The organism is Marinactinospora rubrisoli, assembly GCF_042664915.1.
GTDB classification, from domain to species: domain Bacteria; phylum Actinomycetota; class Actinomycetes; order Streptosporangiales; family Streptosporangiaceae; genus Marinitenerispora; species Marinitenerispora rubrisoli.
The window spans coordinates 332,560-353,035 of sequence record NZ_JBHTBH010000006.1; the positions used below are offsets into that span (position 1 = coordinate 332,560).

Below are 20,476 nucleotides of genomic sequence, written 5' to 3' on the forward strand. Positions count from 1 at the left end.
GCGCCCCACGGGCACAATTGGGCGACATCCCCCAACCAGAACAGGTGAATGAGTGCGCGGGCTTGATCTCGACGCCACAGACGCGGCGATCGTTCGTGAACTGCAGAAAGACGGCCGGCTGGCCTTCGAGACCCTCGCCGGGCGGGTCGGCCTCTCCCGGGCCGCGACCCGGCTGCGGGTGCGCCGGCTCCTGGAGACCGACGCCATCCGGGTGGTCGGGGTGGCACACCCCGCCGCGCGCGACATCGGCGCGCTGGCGCACCTCGCGATCGACGTGACCGGACGCTCCACCCCCGTGGCGGCCGCCATCGCCGCGCTGCCCCGTGTGACGACCGTCAGCCTCGTGGCGGGCCGGTTCCCGCTGGTCGCCGAGGTGTGCGCCGCCGACCCGTCGACGCTCGCCCAGAGCATCGCCGAGGTCCGCACGGTGCCGGGCGTCCGCGACGTGAGCGCGGTCTTCTACACCGACGTCGTCAAGGACCCCTACGCCGGCCCGCCGCATCCGCCGCGGATCGAACTCGACGGGATCGACGCGCGGCTGCTGGAACTGCTGGAACACGACGGGCGGACGTCGTTCGCCGACATGGCGGCCGCGGTCGGGCTGTCCCCCGGCGCGGTGCGCGGGCGCGTGCTGCGGCTGATGGAGGCCGCCGTCGTGCGGGTCACCGCCCTGGTGCACCCGCTGGCCCTGGGCCTGGGGCGGCTCGGCGGTTTCGCGCTGCGGCTGGAACGCGGCGGCGGCGACGCGCTCGCCGAGATCGCGTCCTGGCGGCGGATCAGCCACCTGACCCGCGGGCTCGGCCGCGCCGACGGGATCGGCACCGTCACCGCCGAGTCACTGCCGGACCTGCACAGCACCTTCGAACGGCTGCGCGCGGTCTCGGGGGTGCGGGTCACCGAGACGTGGGTGCACACCGACCTGGTCAAGGAGCGGTACGAGATACCGGTGGTGGCACGATGAGCGCTCCCGCGGATCCTCCCGCGCTGCTGCCCCGTCCAGCGGAGCTCGCCCACCACGACGGTGCGGAGCCGGAGCTCACCCCCGCGACCGAGATCGCGGCCGACGCGGCGTCCGCCGGTACCGCCGCATGGCTGCGCGCCGAACTCGGCGCCGCGACCGGCTGGCCGCTGCCGCCGCACACCGCGGCGGCCGTTCCCGGCGACGCGCCGCCCGTGATCCGCCTCGCCGTCGACGGCACCGCCGGGCTGGGCCCCGAAGGCTACCTGCTGCGGGTGGACGGCCGGGACGCCCACATCACCGGGCACGACCCGGCCGGCGTGTTCTACGGCGCGCAGACCCTGCGCCAGCTGCTGCCCGCGTCGGCGTACCGGCGGGCGCCGTCGGCCGGGCCCGCCTGGCGGCTGCCACGCGTGGAGGTCCGCGACCGGCCGCGGTTCGGCTGGCGCGGCTGCATGCTCGACGTCGCCCGGCACTTCCTGCCCAAGCGGGAGGTGCTCCGGTTCATCGACCTGCTCGCCCTGCACAAGCTGAACGTGCTGCACCTGCACCTGAGCGACGACCAGGGGTGGCGCCTGGAGATCAGGCGTTACCCCCGGCTCACCGAGGTGGGCGCGTGGCGGCGGGAGAGCCAGGTCGGCGCGGGAGCGGCGGCGACCTTCGACGGCCGCCCGCACGGCGGGTACTACACCCAGGACGACATCCGGGAGATCGTGGCCTACGCGGCGGCCCGGCACATCACCGTCGTCCCCGAGATCGACGTGCCCGGCCACTCCCAGGCGGCCATCGCCGCCTACCCCTGGCTCGGCGAGAGCGGCGAGCTGGAGGTCGGCCGCGAGTGGGGCATCATCGAGCACGTCCTGAACGTCGACGACGCCACGCTGGACTTCTACCGCGACGTCTTCGACGAGGTCATCGAGCTGTTCCCCGGTGAGTACGTCTGCGTGGGCGGCGACGAGTGCCCCAAGACCCAGTGGCGCGCCAGCCCGGCCGCGCGGCGCCGGATGCGCGAGGAGGGGCTGGCCGACGAGGAGGAGCTGCAGAGCTGGTTCGTCCGGCAGCTCGACGCGCACCTCACCGCGCGCGGCCGTCGGCTGCTCGGCTGGGACGAGATCCTGCAGGGCGGGCTGGCTCCGGGCGCGACCGTGCTCTCCTGGCAGGACACCAGCGGCGGCGTGGCCGCGGCCCGCGCCGGGCACGACGTCGTCATGTGCCCGACCGCCACCTCCTACCTCGACTACCGGCAGTCGGAGTCGGACGAGGAGCCGATCCCGGTCGGCACCCTGCTGACCGTGGCCGACGTCTACGCCGCCGAACCCGTCCCGGCCGAGCTGGCCGCCCACGAGGCCGCGCACGTGCTCGGCGCCCAGGTGAACGTGTGGACCGAGCACATGGACTCGCCGCGCACGGTCGACTACATGGTCTTCCCCCGGCTGTCGGCGTTCGCCGAGGTGGCGTGGTCGCACGGGGAACGCGACTACGCCCGGTTCCGGCCGCGGCTGGACGCCCATCTGACGCGGCTGGACGCGCTCGGGGTGGAGTACCGGCCCATGGACGGGCCGCGGCCCTGGCAGCGCCGCCCGGGCGTTCCCGGGCGACCCCGGTCCTGACACCCGCGCGGGCGCGGTACGGCACGGACCGGGAAACGCCGCGGCGCCCCGGCGATCACGCCGGGGCGCCGCGTCCGGCGCAGAGGTCACGCGGCGCTGCGCGCGGTGTGCTCGGCGATGACCTTGAGCAGGACGTCGGGGTAGTCGGAGATGATGCCGTCGACCCCCTTGTCGAGGGCCGCGCGCATGGCGGCCTGCTCGTTCACGGTGTAGACGAAGGTCTCCATGCCCGCGTCGTGCACCGCCTCGACGTAGCTCGCGTCGATCCGGGTGTGGCTCGGATTGATCTGGTCGGCCCACTCGGCGTACCCGGCGATCTCGTCGCGGGGCACCACGCCGAGCAGCCCGTGCGGGACGTCCGGGAGGAGGTCGTGTGAGGTGCGGGCCGACTCCCAGTTGAAGCTCTGGATGATGAGCCGGGGGTCACGGCCGGGCGCGGCCGGGACCAGCCAGCGCGGGTTGCGCTTGAAGGTGTCGGCGACCTGCTGCTCGATGCCGGGGTAGAGCTCGGGGGACTTCAGCTCCAGCATCAGGTTGAGCCGGTTCGCCCGCAGGGTGTCGAGTCCCTCCTGGAGGGTGGGCACGCGCTCGCCCCGGAACTCCGGGTCGAACCAGGAGCCGGCGTCCAGCCGGCGGATCTCCGCCAGCGTGAAGTCGTCGACCCGGTAGGACGCGCGGCCGGGGTAGACGGACGCGACGTTGGTGGTGCGGGTCAGTGTGGTGTCGTGCATCAGCACCAGATGCCCGTCCTTGGTGCGCTGCACGTCGACCTCGACGGTCCGGGCGCCGCGGTCGGCCGCCTCCTCGATGGCGGCGAGCGTGTTCTCGGGGGCGTAGGCGGAGGCCCCGCGGTGGGCGACCGCGGTGACAGCGGAGTGGGCACCGGCGGATCGCACGGCGTCCCGGTCAGTGGCGGAGGCGGGTGCGGCCGTGACCGGCCCACCGCCCGCCACGAGGGTGAAGGCGAGCGTCGCCACGACGAACCCCAGCCGTTTCAACATGGCACTCCCATCAAAGGTCAGCCTCACTGACCGTCCCAGGTTCTGCTCGCTCGGTTACCGCGAGGTGTCGAGCGGGCGATGCGTCGCTGCCGCCGCGGCGAACTCCGCCCGCGAAGGGGAGGACGGCGCGCGCACCGGCACGACGAGCCACACATTGTGCGCTTTTGGTGACTTACTGTGTGTTTCTTGGCTGCGATGGCATGTATCGTCGCCCTCCGTCCGGCTAAGAACACTCTATGTAGTCATTCGTCGCACGAGAGGTCTCACATGCGCAAGCGGTACACAGGGTGGATCGCGCTGGCCGGGGCGGCGTCGGTGGCCGGGGCGGCGGCGTTCGGCGCACCGGCCGCACTGGCCGCGGAGGACCGGTCCGGGCGCCCGGAGATCGGGCAGCCGACCCGGTTGTTCGCGTCCTACATGCTGGACGGTTTCGAGGTCGGCTACCTGCCGCCGGGCCTGGACGGACTCGGGATCTCCGCGCGGTCCAGCACCGACCTCGGCGGCAACCGTGTCTCGCAGGTCTCGTGGGTGGCGGGCGCCGGGGAGGTCGCCGGCAAGGTCGCGGTGCTCCGGCATGCCCGGCTGGCCGACCTGGACGACCTGCGCACCGCCGAGTTCCCGCATCTGGACACCGCGACACTGGAGACGGTAAAGAACAATGGACGCACCGCTTACCTTTCCCGGGCAACCGGCGAACTGTTCTGGGTCGAGGAGCCGGGCGTCGCGATCGGGGTGCACCTGCGTCCCGAGAACGGGACGCAGGACCAGCTCACCGCGATGGCCGCCGGGATCCGCCCACGGCAGGGCGAAGCCGAACTGCCGGCCATCTGGCCGTTGACCCTGCTCCCCAGGCCGGCCACGCCACCGAAACCGTCCACCCCGGCACCCGCCGCACCGAGCCCGGCACCCGTCACCACCGCGCCGCAGGACGGCGCGGACCCGGCTCCGGCCGCTCCCACGGCAGAACCGGAAGCCGCGCCGGAATCGGCGGCGGAATCGGTGGCGCCCGCCGACGGCGCCGAACCGGCACCGGCGGAGCCGGTGCGGCCGACGCCGGCCGCCTCCGAGCCCGCCGCGACTCAGAGCGGGCAGGACGGCCAGGCGCCCGCCGAGCAGCCGGCGCAGACGCCACCGGACCCGCTGGCGACGCCGCGACCCGACCCGGACGCCCCGGCGACCGCAGAGCAGCCCGCCGCCGCACGAAGCGCGGCGGCGCGGACGCCGAGCGCACCCGCCGGCACCGCGACGGCCGACGACCGCGACGCGGTGCGGCGCTGCCTGGTCGCGCACATCACCGCGCCCGGCGGCACCGGGGCGGTCGACGTCGCCGGCGAACCGGCGCCCGCGGCCGCGGCCGCCCCCGCCGGACCCGCCCCGGCCGCCGAGCCCGCGCGGCATCCGGCCACGGCATCCCGCACGGACGCGGTCGCGCTGTGCGCCGGTCAGCTGGGCGTTCCGGCCGAGCAGGTCGAGGACCTGGTCGTCACGCTGACGCCCGCGCCGGTGGTGGAGCAGGTGCTCGGCATGGTACGAGTCGGCCGGGAGACGACCTCCGGCGCGACGGCGGACCCCGCCGCGACGCCGAACGGCGGACAGCGGCGCCTCCCGGGGCTGCTCCCCTGGGGCTGACCGGCCGACCACGGGGCTCCGCGCAGGGGACGGCGGAGCCCCGTCCACGCCGCACCGCCCGGGGATGGTGCTCACATCCCCGGCGGACGGGGTGCCGCGGCGGCGTGCTGACACGCACGTCGCTCAGCCGCGCGAGGCCCGCCGTTATCCGCGCGAGGGGAGCAGGCGCCGCTCGCTCCCGCCGTTGACCCCGTCGATGTCCGTCCCGACCATTCGGGTTCGGGAGCTTGTGCCCAATAGTCCGTGAGCATCTGGCCCGGCCAGGCCGGTTCCCGGATCTCGCCCCGAGGGCCGAATTCGGAGGACCACGGTGCGATGTCGATGACAGGGGTTCCGTCGATGGCGTCGAGGTCTTCGACGTGCAGGTCGTGTCCATCGACGCGGAGAAGCCGCGGGTGGGACACGGCGAGCTGGGCGGGTCGGCGGCGGTGGTCGCGGTGGACGAATGTTCCGGTGGAGGGCCGGACGGGGTTGTTACGTGGATGGCGAGCCCCCAGGTGCACGCCCTCGCTGGTGGCGGCACGAAAGTGGCAGACGATTTGGAGGTAGGAGAACTCTGCCAGCCCCTGCAGTGTCTCGACTGGGCACTCCGGGTGGAGGCGGATGATGCAGCGCGTTCCGCCCCAGTACGCGCGAATCGTCGCCGACCTGCGCGAAAAGATCACGAGCGGGGAACTTGCGGCCGAGGCGCGCTTCCCAGCGAAGCGCAGATGTGCCGCACGTACGGCGTCAGCAACACGACCGTGCGCCGTGTTGTGCACCACGGCGGTCGCGGCGCCGGAGCTCCGAGCCCCGAGCCCCGAAGGCCGGGGAACCGGCGCCGCGGGGTGGCCCGGCTATCCGCCCGCCCGTGCCGTCCGCCGCTCCCGCTGACGGTCCGGGTCGGGCACCGGCGCCGCGGCCAGCAGCGCCTTCGTGTAGGCGTGCCGCGGCTCGCCCAGCACCTGCGCCGTCGGCCCCGACTCCACGATCTCGCCGTCGCGCATCACCGCCACCCGGTCGGCCAGCAGCTCCACCACCGCCAGGTCGTGGCTGATGAACAGACAGCCGAACCCCAGCCGCCGCTGCAGATCGAGGAAGAGATCCAGGATCTCGGCCTGCACGGAGACGTCCAGCGCGCTCGTGGGCTCGTCGGCGATGAGGAGCCGGGGCTCCAGCGCGAGGGCGCGGGCGATGCTCACCCGCTGGCGCTGGCCACCGGACAGCTCGTGCGGGTAGCGGTCGCGCATCGCCGCCCCCAGCGCCACGCCGTCCAGCAGCTCGGCGACTCGGTCCGCCAGCGCGGCACCGCGGTGGACGCGGTGCACGCGCAGCGGCTCGGCCACGGAATCGCCGATGGTCATGCGCGGGTCCAGAGAGGACGCCGGGTCCTGAAAGACGATGCTGAAGTCGCGCCGCAGCGGGCGCAACCTGCGGGCCGGCAGGCCGGTGACGTCCCGGCCGGCGATGTGCACGCTGCCCGACGTCGGCCGCTGCAACGCGGCGGCGCACCGGCCCACCGTGGTCTTGCCGGAGCCGGACTCCCCCACCAGGCCGAGCACCTCGCCGGGGTCGATCCGCAGCGACACCCCACGGACCGCGCGGACCGGCCCGTACTCGACGACCAGGTCGCGCACCTCCAGGGCGGGCGCCGGGGCGGCGCCGGTGCCGTCCCGGCCGCGCGCGGGGGCGGCGCCCGGCTCCGGGCGGGCACGGTCGCGTGCGGCGGCGCGGCCGAGATGCGGGACGGCGGCGAGCAGCCGGGCGGTGTAGGGGTGCCGCGGCGCGGTGAGGACCTGCCGGACGTCGCCCTGTTCCACGATCTCGCCCTGGTACATCACCACGACGCGGTCGGCGAGGTCGGCCACCACGCCCATGTCGTGCGTGATGAGCACGATGGCGGTGCGCAGCCGGTCCCGCAGGTCGCGGAGCAGATCGAGGATCTCGGCCTGGACGGTGACGTCGAGCGCCGTGGTCGGCTCGTCGGCGATGAGCACCTTGGGGTCGCACGCCACCGCCATGGCGATCACGACGCGCTGCCGCTGCCCGCCCGAGAGCTGGTGCGGGTAGGCGCGCAGCGCGCGGCCGGGGTCGGGGAGGCCCACGAGCTCCAGCAGTTCCCGCGCGCGCTCGCGCGCGGCCGGCCGGGACAGGCCCATGTGCCGGCGCAGCACCTCGATCAGTTGCCAGCCGATGGTGAAGACCGGGTTGAGCGCGGTCATCGGCTCCTGGAAGACGACGGCGACGTCGTTGCCGCGCACCGAGCGCATTCGCCGCTCGTCCAGGCCGAGCAGTTCGCGGCCGTCCAGGGTGACCGAGCCGTCGACCCGCCCGCTGCTCGGCAGCAGGCCGATCGAGGAGAGCGCGCTGACGCTCTTGCCCGACCCCGACTCCCCCACGACGGCGACCACCTCGGCCGGCCGGACGTCGAAGGTGACACCGGAGGTGGCGCGCACCTCACCGTCGCCGGTGGCGAAGCGGACCGACACGTCGGTGAACCGCAGCACCGGATCGCCGGCCGCCGACGCGGGACCGCCGGCCTCCTCGTGCGCGCGGGTGGTCATCGCCGGACTCCCTTCGGGTCGAGGGCGTCGCGCAGGGCGTCGCCGAGCAGGTTGAACGCGAGCGTCACCGCCACGATCACCAGGCCCGGGAACACCACGAGCCACGGCGCCTGGGCGAAGAACGGCTGCGCGCTGGACAGCATGACGCCCAGCGACGGGGTGGGCGGCTGCACGCCTAGCCCGAGGAAGGAGAGCATGGCCTCGCCGATGACGGCCGCCGGGATTCCCACGGTGACCTGGATCAGCAGCGCGTTGACCGCGTTGGGCAGCACGTGCCGGGCGAGCACCGCAGTGTCACCGGCGCCGCTGGCGATCGCGCCCTCCACGAAGTTCTCGGCGGACAGCCGCAGCGTCTCGGCGCGCATGACCCGGATCACGTTGGGGATCTGCGCGACCCCGACCGCGATGGCCGCGTTGAGGAGGGAGGGACCGAGAATGGCCGCCAGCCCGACCGCGAGCACCAGGAAGGGGAACGCCAGCAGCACGTCGGTGAGCCGGGAGACGACGGGGTCGACCCACCGCCGGTAGTAGCCGGCCAGCAGCCCCAGCGGGACGGCGACGACGACCGCGAGCAGCACCGCCAGCGCCGCCACCGTCAGCGAGGAGCGCAGGCCGTACAGCACGCGGGAGAGCTGGTCGCGCCCGAGCTCGTCGGTGCCCAGCGGCGCCGTCGGCGCCGGCCGGCCCAGGACGCGGTCGAAGTCCACCGCGGCCGGATCGTGCGGCGCGAGCAGCGGTGCCAGCAGCGCGGCGGCCGTGAATCCCGCCACCAGGACCAGACCGGTGACACCGGCCGGGTCGCGCAGCAGCCGGCGCATCGCGCGGCCCCGCGCGGCCGGCGCCGGGCCGGTGACGGCCGGCGCTCCCGTGGCGTCGACGCTCATCGGACACCTCTCTTCACCCCGCGGCCGCTCGGGACGGCACGCACGCGGATGCGCGGATCGACCACCGAGTACAGGAGGTCCACCGCGAGATTGACCAGGATGTATCCGGCGGCGGCCACCATGACCGCGGCCTGGATGACCGGGAAGTCCCGGGTGAAGACCGCCTCCACCATGAGCCGCCCGAAGCCCGGGAGCACGAAGATCTGCTCGGTGACCACCGCCCCGGAGATGAGCCCGCCGAGCTGCAGGCCGAGGATGGTGAGCACGGTGATGAGACTGTTGCGCAGCGCGTGCACCAGAACCACGCGGTGCGGCGGCATTCCTTTGGCCCGGGCGGTGCGGATGTAGTCGGCGCCGAGCACCTCGATCATCGATGAGCGGGTCTGGCGCATGATGACCGCGGCCAGCCCGGTGCCGAGCACGATCGCCGGCATCACCATGCCGGCGAGGTTGGCGGCCGGCGACTCGGAGAACGGCACGAACCCCGACGCCGGCAGCCACCCGAGCGCGACGGCGAACAGCAGCACCCCCATCAGCCCCATCCAGAAGTTGGGGACCGACATGCCGAGCAGGGCGGCGGCGTTGGCCAGCCAGTCGGCGGGCCGGCCCTGCCGCACGGCCGCGACCACGCCAGTGGCGATGCCGATCAGCGCGGCGACGAGCAGGCTGAGCGCGGCCAGTTCCAGGGTGACCGGGATGCGGGTCCAGATCGTCTCGGCGACCGGCAGGCCGGTACGGATCGACTCGCCGAAGTCCAGCCGCGCCATCTGGCCCAGCCACAGCAGGTACTGCACCACGAGCGGCCGGTCGAGGCCGAGCCGTTCGCGGATCGCGGCCACGGTCTGCGGATCGGGGTCGTCACCGGCGAGCAGCAGCGCGGGGTCGCCGGGGATGGCGCGCACCCCGGCGAAGATGACCGCGGAGACCAGGAGCAGGGTGAGCGCCGACTGCGCGAGCCGGCCGAGCAGGTAGCGTCCCATCGGGTCACTCGCCTCCCTGTTCGCTCGCCACGTGGCCGGCGGAGCGGACGCGGACGATGCCGTCGGGGTACACGGTCACGCCGGCGACTCCGGCGCCGTGCGCGACGTAGACGCGGTTGCGGTACAGGTAGATGACGCTGTTGAAGTCGCGCAGCCGTGGCACGAGGTCGGCGTAGCGCTCGGTGCGGCGCTCCGGGTCGGTCTCGGCTGCCGCGGCGCGGATGAGGTCGTCGGTCTCCTCCGTGGAGAACCCGCTGTAGTTCTGCGCGCCGCCGGTGAGGTAGAACTGCGCGATGTTGCCATCGGGGTCGGGGCGCCCGGACCATCCGGACACGTAGGTCTCGAAGTCACCGGCCCGGGCGGCGTCGATCGAGGTGGCGAACTCGGTGGGCCGCAGCCGGACGGCGAAACCGGCCTCTCCCGCCATCGCCTGCACCACCTGGCCGAGCCGCAGGTTGATGGGGTCGTTGGGGATCATCAGCTCCACCGGCACCGGGGTTTCGGCGCCGGACCGCTCGACGAGCTCCCGTGCCCGGTCGGGGTCGAACGGCGGGCACTCCTGGGTGCGCTCGGTCGCGTAGGCGCTGCTGGGCGGGATCGGGCCGCAGGCGGGCTGGTAGAGGCCGCTGAAGACCACCTCGTTGATGGTCTCCCGGTCCAGGGAGAGGGCGAACGCCTCGCGGAGCCGGTCGTCCTCGGCGAGGGCGCCCTCGACCGGGCCCGCCGGCTCGCCGACGCCGTCGGCGTTGCCGATGTTGACGGAGATGCCCATGTACTGCACGGAGGGCTGGTTGAGAAGTTCCAGGCCGCTCTCGTTGGACACGGTGGCCACGTCGTCCGGGCCGACCTCGGTCATGACGTCGAGCTGGCCGGACCGCAGGTTGGCGAGCCGGATGGTGTCGTCGGGGATCGCCCGGTAGACGAGGCGGTCCGGCATGACCTCGTCGGCGGCGTAGTAGTCGTCGCTCTTCTCCAGGACGATGCGGTCCTGGGCGACCCGCTCGGCGAACCGGAACGGGCCGACGCACACCGGGTGCCGGCCGAAGTCCTCGCCGAGCTCGTCGAGCTGGGCCGGTGACATGATCATGCCGGCGCGGTCGGCGAGCACCGCGGCCAGCGGCGCGTAGGGGCGGGACAGTTCCAGCCGCACGGTGTGGTCGTCGACCACCGCCACGCTCTCGACCGCGTCGAGTTCGGTGGAGCGCACCGATCCCGGGAGTTCGCGGTGCCGGTCCAGGCTGGTCTTGACGGCGGCGGCGTCGAAGGCGGTGCCGTCGTTGAAGCGCACCCCCTCGCGCAGCGGGATGGTGACGCTGCGCCCGTCGGCCGAGATCTCGGGCGGGCCGGCGGCGAGCTGCGGGACGATGTCGAGGTCGGCGTCGGTGTCGTACAGCTTCTCGCACATGCTCGCGAACACCTGACGGCCGACCAGGGTGCTGGCCAGCGTTGGGTCGAGCATGTCGGGTTCGCTCTCCAGGCCGATCACGAGCTCCCCGCCCGCCTCGACGGGCGCCGGCACGACGCTGCGCTCCTCGTCGGCGGCCTGCTGCGGGTCGACGAGCGGTGCGCAGCCGCTCGCGGCGGCGGCCGCCAGCGCGAGCGCCAGGGCCGCGTGGCGGGGGCGTCCCCGGTTCGATTGCGGTCGCCGTCCTCGTATCCTGCGCGACGGCAGCGGCACGGACCTCACGCCGGTATCACCCCCTACGGCCGCCCGGCCGGCGTACCGCCGGTCCGGTGGCCGAGCTCACCAGTTACGACTTCCGGCACGCTACCGCGCATTTGGGCTATGGCATACAGTGTTCACAAAAGTCATAAAAAGGTAACGTGGCGACAAAGACCCCATCCGTCACTCTGGTACCGCAGACCTGGAGGCTGTCCCCCCATGCCCAACTTCACCACCCGGCCGGAGCTGCGCGGCAATGTCGGCATGGTGGCGTCCACGCACTGGCTGGCCAGCGCCGCCGGCATGGCCGTCCTGGAGCGGGGCGGCAACGCGTTCGACGCCGCCGTCGCCACCGGATTCACGCTTCAGGTGGTCGAGCCGCACCTGAACGGCCCGGCCGGTGAGGTGCCGATCATCTTCCAGCCCGCCGGGGGCACGCCGACCGTACTGTGCGGCCAGGGCCCGGCACCGGCCGCCGCCACGCCCGAAGCGTTCGCCGGACTGGACCGCATCCCCGGCAGCGGGGTGCTCCCGGCCTGCGTCCCCGGCGCGTTCGACGCCTGGCTGCTGCTGTTGCGCGACCACGGCACGCTGCCGCTGCGCGAGGTGCTGGCGTTCGCCATCCACTACGCACGGCGCGGTTACCCCCTCGTCCCGCAGATCACCGCGAAGATCGACTCGGTACGCGAGGTGTTCCAGAGCTGGTGGCCGTCCTCGGCCGCCCTCTACCTGCGCGACGGCGCCGTCCCGGCGGCCGGCTCCATGCAGGCCAACCCCGCGCTGGCCGACACCTACCAGCGCATCGTGGAGGAGTCGGAACGCGCCGCGCGCACCCGCGAGGGCCGGATCGACGCCGCCCGCCGCCTCTGGCGGGAGGGCTTCGTCGCCGAGGCCATCGTCGACTTCCTCGCCGCCGAGATCCCCGACGGCACCGGAGCGGCGCACCGGGCCCTGCTCTCCGGTGACGACCTCGCCTCCTGGCGCGCGGGTTATGAGGACCCGGTGAGCGTCGACTACAACGGCCACACCGTGCACAAGACCGGCCCGTGGGGCCAGGGCCCGGTCTTCCTCCAGCAGCTACGGCTGGCCGAGGCGCTGGGCACCGGGGAGACCGACGTGCTGTCCGCGGAGTTCGTGCACCGCGTCACCGAGGCCGCCAAGCTCGCGTTCGCCGACCGCGAGGCGTGGTACGGCGACCCCCGCTTCGCCGACGTCCCGCTGGCCACACTGCTGTCGGCCGGCTACGCGGCGGAGCGCGCCGCCCTCGTGGCAGAGCGGGCCAGCCTGGAACTGCGTCCCGGTTCGCCGGACGGCCGGACGCCGCACCTGCCCGAGCTGCGGACGGCCGGCAGCACCGGGCCGTCCGCGGGGACCAGCGGCGAGCCCACGGTGGACCGCGCGGGCGAGCAGCGCGGCGACACCTGTCACCTCGACATCGTGGACGCCCAGGGCAACATCGTCTCGGCCACCCCGAGCGGCGGCTGGCTGGCGAGCTCCCCGGTCATCCCCTCGCTGGGCTTCCCGCTGGGCACGCGGGGACAGATGTTCTGGCTGGACCCCGCGAGCCCGAGCGTGGTGGCGCCGGGCAAGCGGCCGCGCACGACCCTGACCCCGACGCTGGTGACGCGCGGCGGCGAGGCGGTCATCGCCCTGGGGACGCCGGGCGGCGACCAGCAGGATCAGTGGTCGCTCACCTACTTCCTGCGGCTCATGCACGGCGGGATGAACCTGCAGGAGGCGATCGACGCGCCGATGTTCCACACCAACGCCTTCCCCAGTTCCTTCCACCCCCGCGAGACGGCCCCCGGCGAGGTCGTGATCGAGGACCGGATCGGCGCGGACGTCGTCGCGGAGCTGCGCCGTCGCGGCCACCGGGTCGTGGTCTCGGACGCGTGGTCGCTCGGCCGGCTCGCCGCGGTCGCGCGCGACCCGGAGTCGGGTGTGCTGCGCGCCGCCGCGAACCCGCGCGGGATGCAGGGGTACGCGGTCGGGCGGTGAGCCGCCCCGGACGGTGAGGGCACCGCGGAGGGACGGCGGAAGGGCGGGAAACGCGCGGAACGCTGAAAATCCAGAACGGCGGCGCGGGGCGAAACACGGTTGATATGCGGCAATTCACCGCTGTTTCGTCCTGTATCGCACCAGATACGCCGTTGTAGCGGGTTCTCGACACTCCTCTTGCCAAAAGAACCGTGCGCTGCTTATCTTGGCGCGAAAGAAATCGCCGCTCCGTTCGTCAGGATGCCGCGCGATGACCGAATAGCTCCACGCGGGGCGGTTTTCACTGGCACCCCCTCCCTCAGTGAGGCGCCCCGCTCCCCCTCCTGCCGAGCCGGCCATCCCCTCCCGGCCGACCCGTGCCAGGAGACACCGAGGGGGCCACGCCGGCGCGGCGTGGCCCCCTCGCCTGCTGTCGTGGCACCGGCCGGACGGCGGGCGCGGCCGTTCTCAGTCGGCCACGCTGACCCGCACGACCCCGGCCAGCCGGTCCGTGCGGACCTCGGTCACCTTCACGACGTCGCCGGAGCGCGGCGCCTCCAGCATCATGCCGTCGCCGAGGTAGATCGCCACGTGCGAGATGTACTCGGGGGCGGTGGGGTCGGACCGCCAGAAGACCAGGTCGCCGCGCCGGGCGTCGGCCAGCTCCACGTGCTCACCCGCCCACCACTGGTCGTGCGTCACGCGGGGCACCGCGACCCCGGCCTGGGCGAACGCCCACTGGACGAGGCCCGAGCAGTCGAAGGAGTCGGGGCCCTCCGCTCCCCACACGTACGGCAGGCCGAGCCTGGACTCGGCGGCGGCGATCATCTCCTCGACCACGGTCTCGGGGACCGCGGCGCCCTCGGCACCGGACGGGCGCGGCGCCGGCTCATCGGCGAGCAGCTGGAGGCTCGTGTCCTCGCCCAGGACCTCCTCCAGCCGGTCGCGCAGCTCCCACAGGTCGGCGTCCGGGGCGGAGACGATCACGCCGTTGCCGCGCGGGAAGCCGAGCTCCCGGGCGGCCGATCGCGAGATGACGCCGTCGATGCCGGCCACGCCGGAGGTGGCGTGCGTCCACACCTCCTTCCGCACCTCGCCGCGGCCACCGGCCACGGTGACCGTGCCGCCCACGTCGAGACCGCGCTGCGTGCCGACGTCGTTGGACAGCGCGATGCGCCCCTCGGCGACGCCCTGCCAGATCTCGTCGGAGCGCGCGGACGGCGTGGGGGCGTAGTTACGGAACGTCGAGGGGTTCACGCCGAGCACCGAGGTGGGCTCGCCGTCGATGGTGACGCGGGCCGCGTCGACCACCTCCACGGCCGCCACGCCGTCGAGCTCGGCGACGCGGCGCAGCGTGTCCCGCGAGAGCGTGCCCGGCGCCACCGCGAAGTACTCGCGCGACCGCGCCCGGCCGAACGGGGCGACGTCCACGTCGCCGGACAGCTCACCGGGGTCGGCGACCTCGGGAGCGGGGGCGTCCCGGGGCGACTCGCCGGACGGGCGGTCGGAGGGACGCTGCTCGGCGAGCGGCGGCCGGTCCTGCACCCGCGGAGTGGGGTCCGCCCACGCCGGGCCGGCGCCCAGCGCTCCGAACGCCACCGCGACGACCATCGACGTACCGCACGCCGCCAGACGTTGCCGCACCGCCGTACCTCACCTTCACCGGCCCGGGTCAATGGGTACCAGCATCGGGGCAAAACCTCCGTCTTTCAAGCGAACCCGACGTTAACAGCGGGCTTTTGACCGGCATCGTGGGCGGAGCCGGAGGAGGGCCACCGGCGGGCCTCAGGCGTCGGCGTAGCAGTCCACCACCGCGATGTCCAGCGGGAAACGCACCTCGGTGCCGGTGAACAGCAGGTGGCGGGTCTCCTCCACGGCGGCCCGGAGCACCTCGACGCAGGCGTCGGCGAGCGGGCGGGGCACGTGCAGCACCAGTTCGTCGTGCTGGAAGAACACCAGCTGCGGCGCGCCGTGGGTGGTGTCGAGCTCCCGGATCCGGCGCCGTACCGCCGCCATGAACACCAGCGCCCATTCGGCGGCCGTCGCCTGGATCACGAAGTTGCGGGTGAAGCGGCCTCGCTCGCGCGCCAGCCGTGCGCCGTCCGCGGTGCCGCCGGACGCCGCGCCAAGGCCGCCCTCCGGGCCGCCGTAGACGATGCGCCGCCACATCGGCGAGGGCGGCGGACAGGTGCGTCCCAGCCAGGAACGCACCAGCTCGCCCTCCTCACCGGCGCGGGCGGCGGCGTCCACGTACGCCAGCGCGGCCGGGAAGTTGCGGTGCATGGTGCGCAGCAGCGGGGCGGCGTCTCCCGACGTCTGGCCGTACATGGCGGCGAGGAGGCCGATCTTGGCGCGCTGGCGGTCGCCGTCGAAGAGCGGGGCCAGCCGTTCGTACAGGTCCTCGCTGCCGGCCGCCGCGGCGAGCGCTCCGTCGCCCGAGACCGCGGCGAGGATGCGCGGCTCCAGCTGTCCGGCGTCGGCGGTGATCAGCGTCCAGTCGGGGTCGGCGCGGACGGCGCGCCGCACCACCTTGGGGATCTGCAGCGCCCCACCGCCGCGCGTCGCCCACCGGCCCGAGACGACCCCGCCCACGACGTAGTCGGGCCGGAACCGGCCGTGCCGGACCCAGGTGTCCAGCCACGCCCAGCCGTGCGCCGAGTGCAGGCGGGCGAGTTCCTTGTAGCGGAGCAGCAGCGGCACGACCGGGTGGTCGACCCGGCGCAGGTCGTGCGAGCGGGTCGACGGCACGGGGTGCCCGATGGCCGCGAACGCCTTCATCAGCTGCGGCGGGGAGTCGGGGTTGACCGGGCGGCCGAACTCCGCGGAGATCCGCTCGGCGAGGTCGGCGAGCACGGGCGGCCGCATCCCGGTGGGCGGCCGGGGGCCCAGCTGCTCGCTGAGCAGCCGGTCGTGCACGTCGATCCGCCACGGGATTCCGTCGTGGGCCATCTCCACGGCGGCGAGCGCGCCGGCCGACTCCACCGCGGCGAGCAGCGCGAACCGGTCGGGGTGCGGGAGTTCGGCGATGCGGCGCTGCTGGTCGGCGTGCACCTCGACGAGCGCGGTGAGCCGGTCGACGCCGGGGGGCAGCGAGCTGCGGTCGGGCTCGAACAGCGCCTCCTGGACGTCGATCCCGGTCGAGCCCTGGCGGGGCGCCAGGTCGGCCGGGACCTCACGGCCGTGCAGCCGCGCCCAGGCCGCGCCGAGCGACCGTGCCTCGCCGAACCGGCCGTGGTAGCCGAGCAGCAGCGCCTCGACCAGGGTGACGTCGTGGCAGCGGCTGATGCGCAGGGCGTGCTCGATCAGCGGCGGGTACACCTCGTCGGTGGCGGCCCAGATCCACCTGGGCGGCTCGGAGGTGTGCTTCTCGTAGTCGGCCACAGCACCCGCGAGGTCGCTGACCCGCCAGAGGCTGCCCTGGGACACCCCGTCGGCCCCCAGTTCACGAAGCCGCCCCCCGCCCTCTCCGTCGGAGACCACAGCGATGCGCATATCACCAGTGTGCCCCCGCGGGGTGACAAAACGCCTGATCAGCGCGGAAGCTCTCCTGGGGGCCCGGCGGCGCCGCGTCAGCCGCCGGCCGGCTCCAGCGGCACCGGGTTGGCGAGCGCCTCACCGGCCGCCCAGCGCCGCAGTTGCTCGTCGACGAACCGCCGCGCGCGCGGGTAGAACGTGGCCGATCCGCCGGCCACGTGCGGGGTGACGAAGACCCCGGGGGCCGTCCACAGCGGGTGGTCGGCCGGCAGCGGCTCGGGGTCGGTGACGTCCAGCGCCGCGCGGACCCGCCCCTTCTCGGCGAGCAGCGCGCCGGTGTCCAGCACGGGGCCGCGGCCCACGTTCACCACGAGGGCGTCGTCGCGGAGCAAGGCGAGCTCGGTGGTGCCGATCAGGCCGGTGGTCTCGGGCGTGTGCGGCGCGACGACGACCACGATGTCGGCCTCCGGCAGCAGGGCGTGCAGGTCGGCGATGCCGTGCACGCCCTCATCGGGGCGCGGCCGGCGGGCCACCCGGACGACCTCGGTCTCGAAGGGAAGCAGCCGGTCCTCGATGGCCGCGCCGATGCTGCCGTAGCCGACGATGAGCACCCGGCAGTCGGCCAGGGAACGGGTGTAGTGCGGGCGCCACAACCCGCGGCGCTGGTCGTCGGCCCACCGGGGCAGGTCGCGCTGGGCGGCCAGGATGAGCGCGACCGCGTGCTCGGCGGTGCTGGCATCGTGCAGTCCACGCCCGTTGTACAGCGCGACCCCCGGTGGGAGGACGTCCAGGACGTGCTCGTATCCGGCGGTGAGCAGCTGGACGGCGCGCAGCCGCGGCATCCGGGACAGCAGGTCGGTGGCCTGCCGGCGCCCGTAGGGAAGGACGTAGAAGCCGACGTCGGACAGGTCGGCGGGCGGCGGCGAGTCACCGTCGTAGACGTCCACCCGGAGAGCGGCCGGGGCGTTCGCCCGGTTCTCCTGCCAGGGCACGAGCACCCGTCCGTCCACAGCGTCCCCCGTTCACGTCGCCGCCGGTCTGCCGGCACGAAACTACCAGCCGCGGTCGCGGGCGCTCCGCCCGCGGCCCGAGCGGGTGAGAACCGGGCGTTTCGGGGCAGGAACCGTCGGGCCGGACCGTCCGGCCGGACTCGCTCACGGAGGTGCGCCATCCTCGTCATCGCCACTTCTCGGGCCGGGGGCGTGGCCGGCGACCGGCTGGCGGAGGTCGTGGCCGAGCTGGGGCCGGACGCCGAGGTGGCGGAGTGCGCCGGCCCCGCCGATCTCGACGCCGCGCTGGACCGCGGCCACGACACGCTCGTGGCCGCCGGCGGAGACGGCACGCTGCACACGCTCGCCGGCGCCCTGTACCGGCGTGGCGAGCTGGCGAGCCGCACCGTGGGCCTGATCCCGATGGGCACCGGCAACGACTTCGCGCGCGGCGTCGGCATCCCGCTGCGGCCGGTGCAGGCCGCCCGCGCACTGCGCGCCGGTACCACGCGCGCCCTCGATCTCATCGTCGACGACACCGGCGTGGTCACCGTGAACGCGGTGCACCTGGGCACCGGGGCCGACTCCACGAGGGCGGCGTCGTGGCTGAAGCGCTGGCTCGGCCCGGCGAGCTTCCCGGTGGGCGGCCTCATCGCCGGCTGGGCCGCGCGCGGGTACCGGCTGCGGGTCGAGGCCGACGGCGAGGTCGTCATCGGGACGGACCACCGGGTGCTGATGGTCGGCCTGGCGAACGGGCCGCGGATCGGCGGCGGCAACGCGATCCTGGACCCCGACGCCCGCCCGGACGACGGCCGCATCCGCCTGGTCGTGTCGCGCTCCCGGGGCCCGGCCGCGCGCCTGGTGCACGCGGTCCGGTTGCACCGCGGGACGCACCCGATGGAACTGGACGTGCACCGCCGCGCCGCGTCCGTGGTGCGGGTGAGCGGCGAACCGTGCGCGGCGACCTCCGACGGGGAGATCGAGGAGGGCGTCGCCGCCCGCACCTGGCGGGTGCTGCCCGGGGCGTGGAACTTCGTGCTGCCGGCTCAGTGTGACCGGACGAGTTCGTAGCAGGCCACGGCGGCGGCCGCGGTGACGTTGAGCGAGTCCACGTCGCGCTCGGCCATGGGGATGCGGACCCGCACGTCGGCCTGATCCAGCCACCGGGAGGACAGTCCCTCGCCCTCGGTGCCCAGCAGCAGCGCGTGGCGGTCGTCCGGAGCGGCGCCGGCCAGCGCGTCGGGCAGCAGGACCGAGCCCGGCGCCGGGGTGAGCGCGAGCAGCCGGAACCCGCGCTCGCGCAGCTCGGACAGGCCGCCGTACCAGTCGGTCAGCCGGGTGTAGGGCAGGGTGAACACCGCGCCCATCGACACCCGGACCGCGCGGCGGTACAGCGGGTCGGCGCAGCGGGGAGCGAGGACGACGGCGTCGACGCCCAGACCCGCGGCGCTGCGGAAGATCGCGCCGACGTTGGTGTGGTCGACGATGTCCTCCAGCACCACGGCCGTGCGCGCGCCGGCCAGGACGGTGCCGAGGCCGGGCAGCGGCATCCGGTGGAAGGAGCCCAGCACCCCTCGGTGCAGGTGGAAGCCGACCACGCCTTCGGCCACGGACTCGGGCACCACATAGACCGGAACGGCCTCGGGGCCGGCGGCGAGGTCCGCCGGGAGGTCGGCGGCGATGCCGGGCAGCACGCCGCGCCGCCGCTCGGTGAGCAGCAGGGAGCGCGGCCGGTAGCCCGCGTGCAGGGCGCGGCGGACGACCTTCTCCCCCTCGGCGAGGAAGAGGCCGTGCTCGGCCTCCAGGCTCCGGCGCAGGTTGACGTCGCGCAGCCGGAGGTAGTCGGCGAGCCGGCCGTCGGCGGCGTCGGCGATCTCGATGACGTTCACGGAGGTCCAGTATGGCGCCGTGGCCGTCGCGGGTTACTCCAGCGGGTCGGTGAGGGACTTGAGCCGCTGCCAGCGGGCCTCTTGGCAGGAGCCCTGCCGGTTGAGCTCGGTGTCGACCGGCGCGCCGTTCCAGGTCCCGGTGACGGTGGCGCGCTGCACCCCGTACGTCATCTCGGTGCAGATGGCTCCGGGCGCGACCTCTTCGAAGGGGTTCGCGGCGTCGTCCCGCTCCGCGTGCCGGGCGAGGTCGGCGCACGCCATGGGGTCGGCCTCGGCGTCGCCGGTGCAGGTGAGGCTCTGCTCGTACACCTGGTCGCCGTCGTCCACGACGACGCGCAGCGACCCGATGGGGCCCGACGGAAGCCCGCTCATCGCGCTCATGCTCCGCACGTCGTGCACACCGGCGGAGGCCACCGACATCGACACCAGGGAGGTGCCCACCACCAGGAGGTAGCCCACCGCTCCACCGCAGCAGAGCGTCCCGAGCACCACGGTGCCGATCGTGCCGGGGGATTGACGACGGGGGTTCAGCTTGAGCATGGCCGCCACTCTAAGAAGTTGACCTTGACACGGCGCCGCACCGGACGGTGATCACGGTGCGGACCTCGCGCGGTCCCCCCCGTGCGCGCGAGCCGGTTTGCATCCTAGCCCCGATCCGGCGAAGGGATCATCTTTCCGAAAATGTTCGATCACGGTTCGTATCCGGGCGTTCGTCCAACCGTTACCGGACGCGTGTGCTCCGGCGCGGCCGACAGCCGTTATTACGGGACACGGCCCTGGACTCCGCGCCGCTGGGCGCGGTGATCACGATCGGGCGTCGGATTCCGCCCGCGGTGGCCCGGCCGAAATCCCAACCGGAACCAACCGGAATACCTCCCG

The 20,476-nt window shown here is 74.1% G+C and carries 16 protein-coding genes; 5 read left to right on the top strand and 11 right to left on the bottom strand.

The window, feature by feature from the left end; translation table 11 throughout:
* Positions 1 to 52 precede the first annotated feature (52 nt).
* A complete protein-coding gene (locus tag ACFQRF_RS14865; RefSeq protein ID WP_379871669.1) occupies positions 53 to 961 on the top strand; it encodes an Lrp/AsnC family transcriptional regulator in 909 nt (302 codons plus the stop codon).
* Entirely contained in the window at positions 958 to 2,568 is a 1,611-nt protein-coding gene (locus ACFQRF_RS14870; protein ID WP_379871670.1) for a beta-N-acetylhexosaminidase, read from the top strand. The genes ACFQRF_RS14865 and ACFQRF_RS14870 overlap by 4 nt, the downstream gene beginning before the upstream one ends.
* A gap of 86 nt (positions 2,569 to 2,654) precedes the next feature.
* On the opposite strand, the gene ACFQRF_RS14875 is transcribed toward ACFQRF_RS14870, so the two are convergent.
* Positions 2,655 to 3,569 carry a glycerophosphodiester phosphodiesterase gene (locus ACFQRF_RS14875; protein ID WP_379871671.1) on the bottom strand — a complete coding sequence of 305 codons (915 nt, stop codon included), beginning with the start codon at positions 3,567 to 3,569 and terminating at the stop codon, positions 2,655 to 2,657.
* 267 nt (positions 3,570 to 3,836) lie between these two features.
* Here ACFQRF_RS14875 and ACFQRF_RS14880 point away from each other — a divergent pair, with 267 nt between their 5' ends.
* On the top strand, positions 3,837 to 5,198 hold the full coding sequence (locus ACFQRF_RS14880) for a hypothetical protein (protein WP_379871672.1): 1,362 nt from the start codon (positions 3,837 to 3,839) through the stop codon (positions 5,196 to 5,198).
* 71 nt (positions 5,199 to 5,269) lie between these two features.
* On the opposite strand, the gene ACFQRF_RS14885 is transcribed toward ACFQRF_RS14880, so the two are convergent.
* The 5 genes from ACFQRF_RS14885 to ACFQRF_RS14905 all read right to left on the bottom strand — a co-directional run bounded on the left by ACFQRF_RS14885 (position 5,270) and on the right by ACFQRF_RS14905 (position 11,292).
* On the bottom strand, positions 5,270 to 5,962 hold the full coding sequence (locus ACFQRF_RS14885; protein WP_379871673.1) for a TrmO family methyltransferase domain-containing protein: 693 nt from the start codon (positions 5,960 to 5,962) through the stop codon (positions 5,270 to 5,272).
* A gap of 72 nt (positions 5,963 to 6,034) precedes the next feature.
* Positions 6,035 to 7,741, bottom strand: a complete 1,707-nt coding sequence (locus ACFQRF_RS14890; RefSeq protein ID WP_379871674.1) for an ABC transporter ATP-binding protein — start codon at positions 7,739 to 7,741, stop codon at positions 6,035 to 6,037.
* Positions 7,738 to 8,625, bottom strand: coding sequence for an ABC transporter permease (locus tag ACFQRF_RS14895; protein WP_379871675.1), 888 nt, complete (start codon positions 8,623 to 8,625; stop codon positions 7,738 to 7,740). The genes ACFQRF_RS14890 and ACFQRF_RS14895 overlap by 4 nt, the downstream gene beginning before the upstream one ends.
* Positions 8,622 to 9,605, bottom strand: a complete 984-nt coding sequence (locus tag ACFQRF_RS14900; RefSeq protein ID WP_379871676.1) for an ABC transporter permease — start codon at positions 9,603 to 9,605, stop codon at positions 8,622 to 8,624. Before ACFQRF_RS14900 ends, ACFQRF_RS14895 begins: the two co-directional genes overlap by 4 nt.
* Positions 9,606 to 9,609: 4 nt before the next feature.
* A complete protein-coding gene (locus ACFQRF_RS14905; protein WP_379871677.1) occupies positions 9,610 to 11,292 on the bottom strand; it encodes an ABC transporter substrate-binding protein in 1,683 nt (560 codons plus the stop codon).
* 195 nt (positions 11,293 to 11,487) lie between these two features.
* Here ACFQRF_RS14905 and ACFQRF_RS14910 point away from each other — a divergent pair, with 195 nt between their 5' ends.
* Complete coding sequence (locus ACFQRF_RS14910) at positions 11,488 to 13,266, top strand: gamma-glutamyltransferase family protein (protein ID WP_379871678.1); 1,779 nt, start codon at positions 11,488 to 11,490, stop codon at positions 13,264 to 13,266.
* Between the two features lie 447 nt (positions 13,267 to 13,713).
* On the opposite strand, the gene ACFQRF_RS14915 is transcribed toward ACFQRF_RS14910, so the two are convergent.
* The 3 genes from ACFQRF_RS14915 to ACFQRF_RS14925 all read right to left on the bottom strand — a co-directional run bounded on the left by ACFQRF_RS14915 (position 13,714) and on the right by ACFQRF_RS14925 (position 17,729).
* The gene (locus ACFQRF_RS14915; protein ID WP_379871679.1) at positions 13,714 to 14,889 is read right to left on the bottom strand and encodes a C40 family peptidase; all 1,176 of its coding nucleotides are present in this window, start codon (positions 14,887 to 14,889) and stop codon (positions 13,714 to 13,716) included.
* Positions 14,890 to 15,030: 141 nt separating this feature from the next.
* Complete coding sequence (locus tag ACFQRF_RS14920) at positions 15,031 to 16,737, bottom strand: bifunctional 3'-5' exonuclease/DNA polymerase (protein WP_379871680.1); 1,707 nt, start codon at positions 16,735 to 16,737, stop codon at positions 15,031 to 15,033.
* Positions 16,738 to 16,814: 77 nt separating this feature from the next.
* Positions 16,815 to 17,729: a 2-hydroxyacid dehydrogenase gene (locus ACFQRF_RS14925; protein ID WP_379871681.1), complete on the bottom strand. Its 915-nt coding sequence runs from the start codon at positions 17,727 to 17,729 to the stop codon at positions 16,815 to 16,817.
* 168 nt (positions 17,730 to 17,897) lie between these two features.
* Here ACFQRF_RS14925 and ACFQRF_RS14930 point away from each other — a divergent pair, with 168 nt between their 5' ends.
* A complete protein-coding gene (locus tag ACFQRF_RS14930) occupies positions 17,898 to 18,779 on the top strand; it encodes a diacylglycerol/lipid kinase family protein (protein WP_379871763.1) in 882 nt (293 codons plus the stop codon).
* Here the strand turns inward: ACFQRF_RS14930 and ACFQRF_RS14935 are convergent.
* Entirely contained in the window at positions 18,755 to 19,597 is an 843-nt protein-coding gene (locus tag ACFQRF_RS14935) for a TrmH family RNA methyltransferase (protein WP_379871682.1), read from the bottom strand. The two genes, ACFQRF_RS14930 and ACFQRF_RS14935, sit on opposite strands and share 25 nt — an antisense overlap.
* A 33-nt stretch (positions 19,598 to 19,630) precedes the next feature.
* Positions 19,631 to 20,137 (bottom strand): hypothetical protein, encoded by a 507-nt coding sequence (locus ACFQRF_RS14940; RefSeq protein WP_379871683.1) that lies wholly within the window; start codon positions 20,135 to 20,137, stop codon positions 19,631 to 19,633.
* Between the last annotated feature and the right edge of the window lie 339 nt (positions 20,138 to 20,476).

Coding starts and splice junctions, on each gene's coding strand:
- ACFQRF_RS14880 (WP_379871672.1), top strand. CDS start 3,837: ATGCGCAAGCGGTACACAGGGTGGATCGCGCTGGCCGGGGCGGCGTCG.
- ACFQRF_RS14910 (WP_379871678.1), top strand. CDS start 11,488: ATGCCCAACTTCACCACCCGGCCGGAGCTGCGCGGCAATGTCGGCATG.
- ACFQRF_RS14940 (WP_379871683.1), bottom strand. CDS start 20,137: ATGCTCAAGCTGAACCCCCGTCGTCAATCCCCCGGCACGATCGGCACC.
- ACFQRF_RS14875 (WP_379871671.1), bottom strand. CDS start 3,569: ATGTTGAAACGGCTGGGGTTCGTCGTGGCGACGCTCGCCTTCACCCTC.
- ACFQRF_RS14900 (WP_379871676.1), bottom strand. CDS start 9,605: ATGGGACGCTACCTGCTCGGCCGGCTCGCGCAGTCGGCGCTCACCCTG.
- ACFQRF_RS14920 (WP_379871680.1), bottom strand. CDS start 16,737: ATGCGCATCGCTGTGGTCTCCGACGGAGAGGGCGGGGGGCGGCTTCGT.
- ACFQRF_RS14895 (WP_379871675.1), bottom strand. CDS start 8,625: ATGAGCGTCGACGCCACGGGAGCGCCGGCCGTCACCGGCCCGGCGCCG.
- ACFQRF_RS14890 (WP_379871674.1), bottom strand. CDS start 7,741: ATGACCACCCGCGCGCACGAGGAGGCCGGCGGTCCCGCGTCGGCGGCC.
- ACFQRF_RS14870 (WP_379871670.1), top strand. CDS start 958: ATGAGCGCTCCCGCGGATCCTCCCGCGCTGCTGCCCCGTCCAGCGGAG.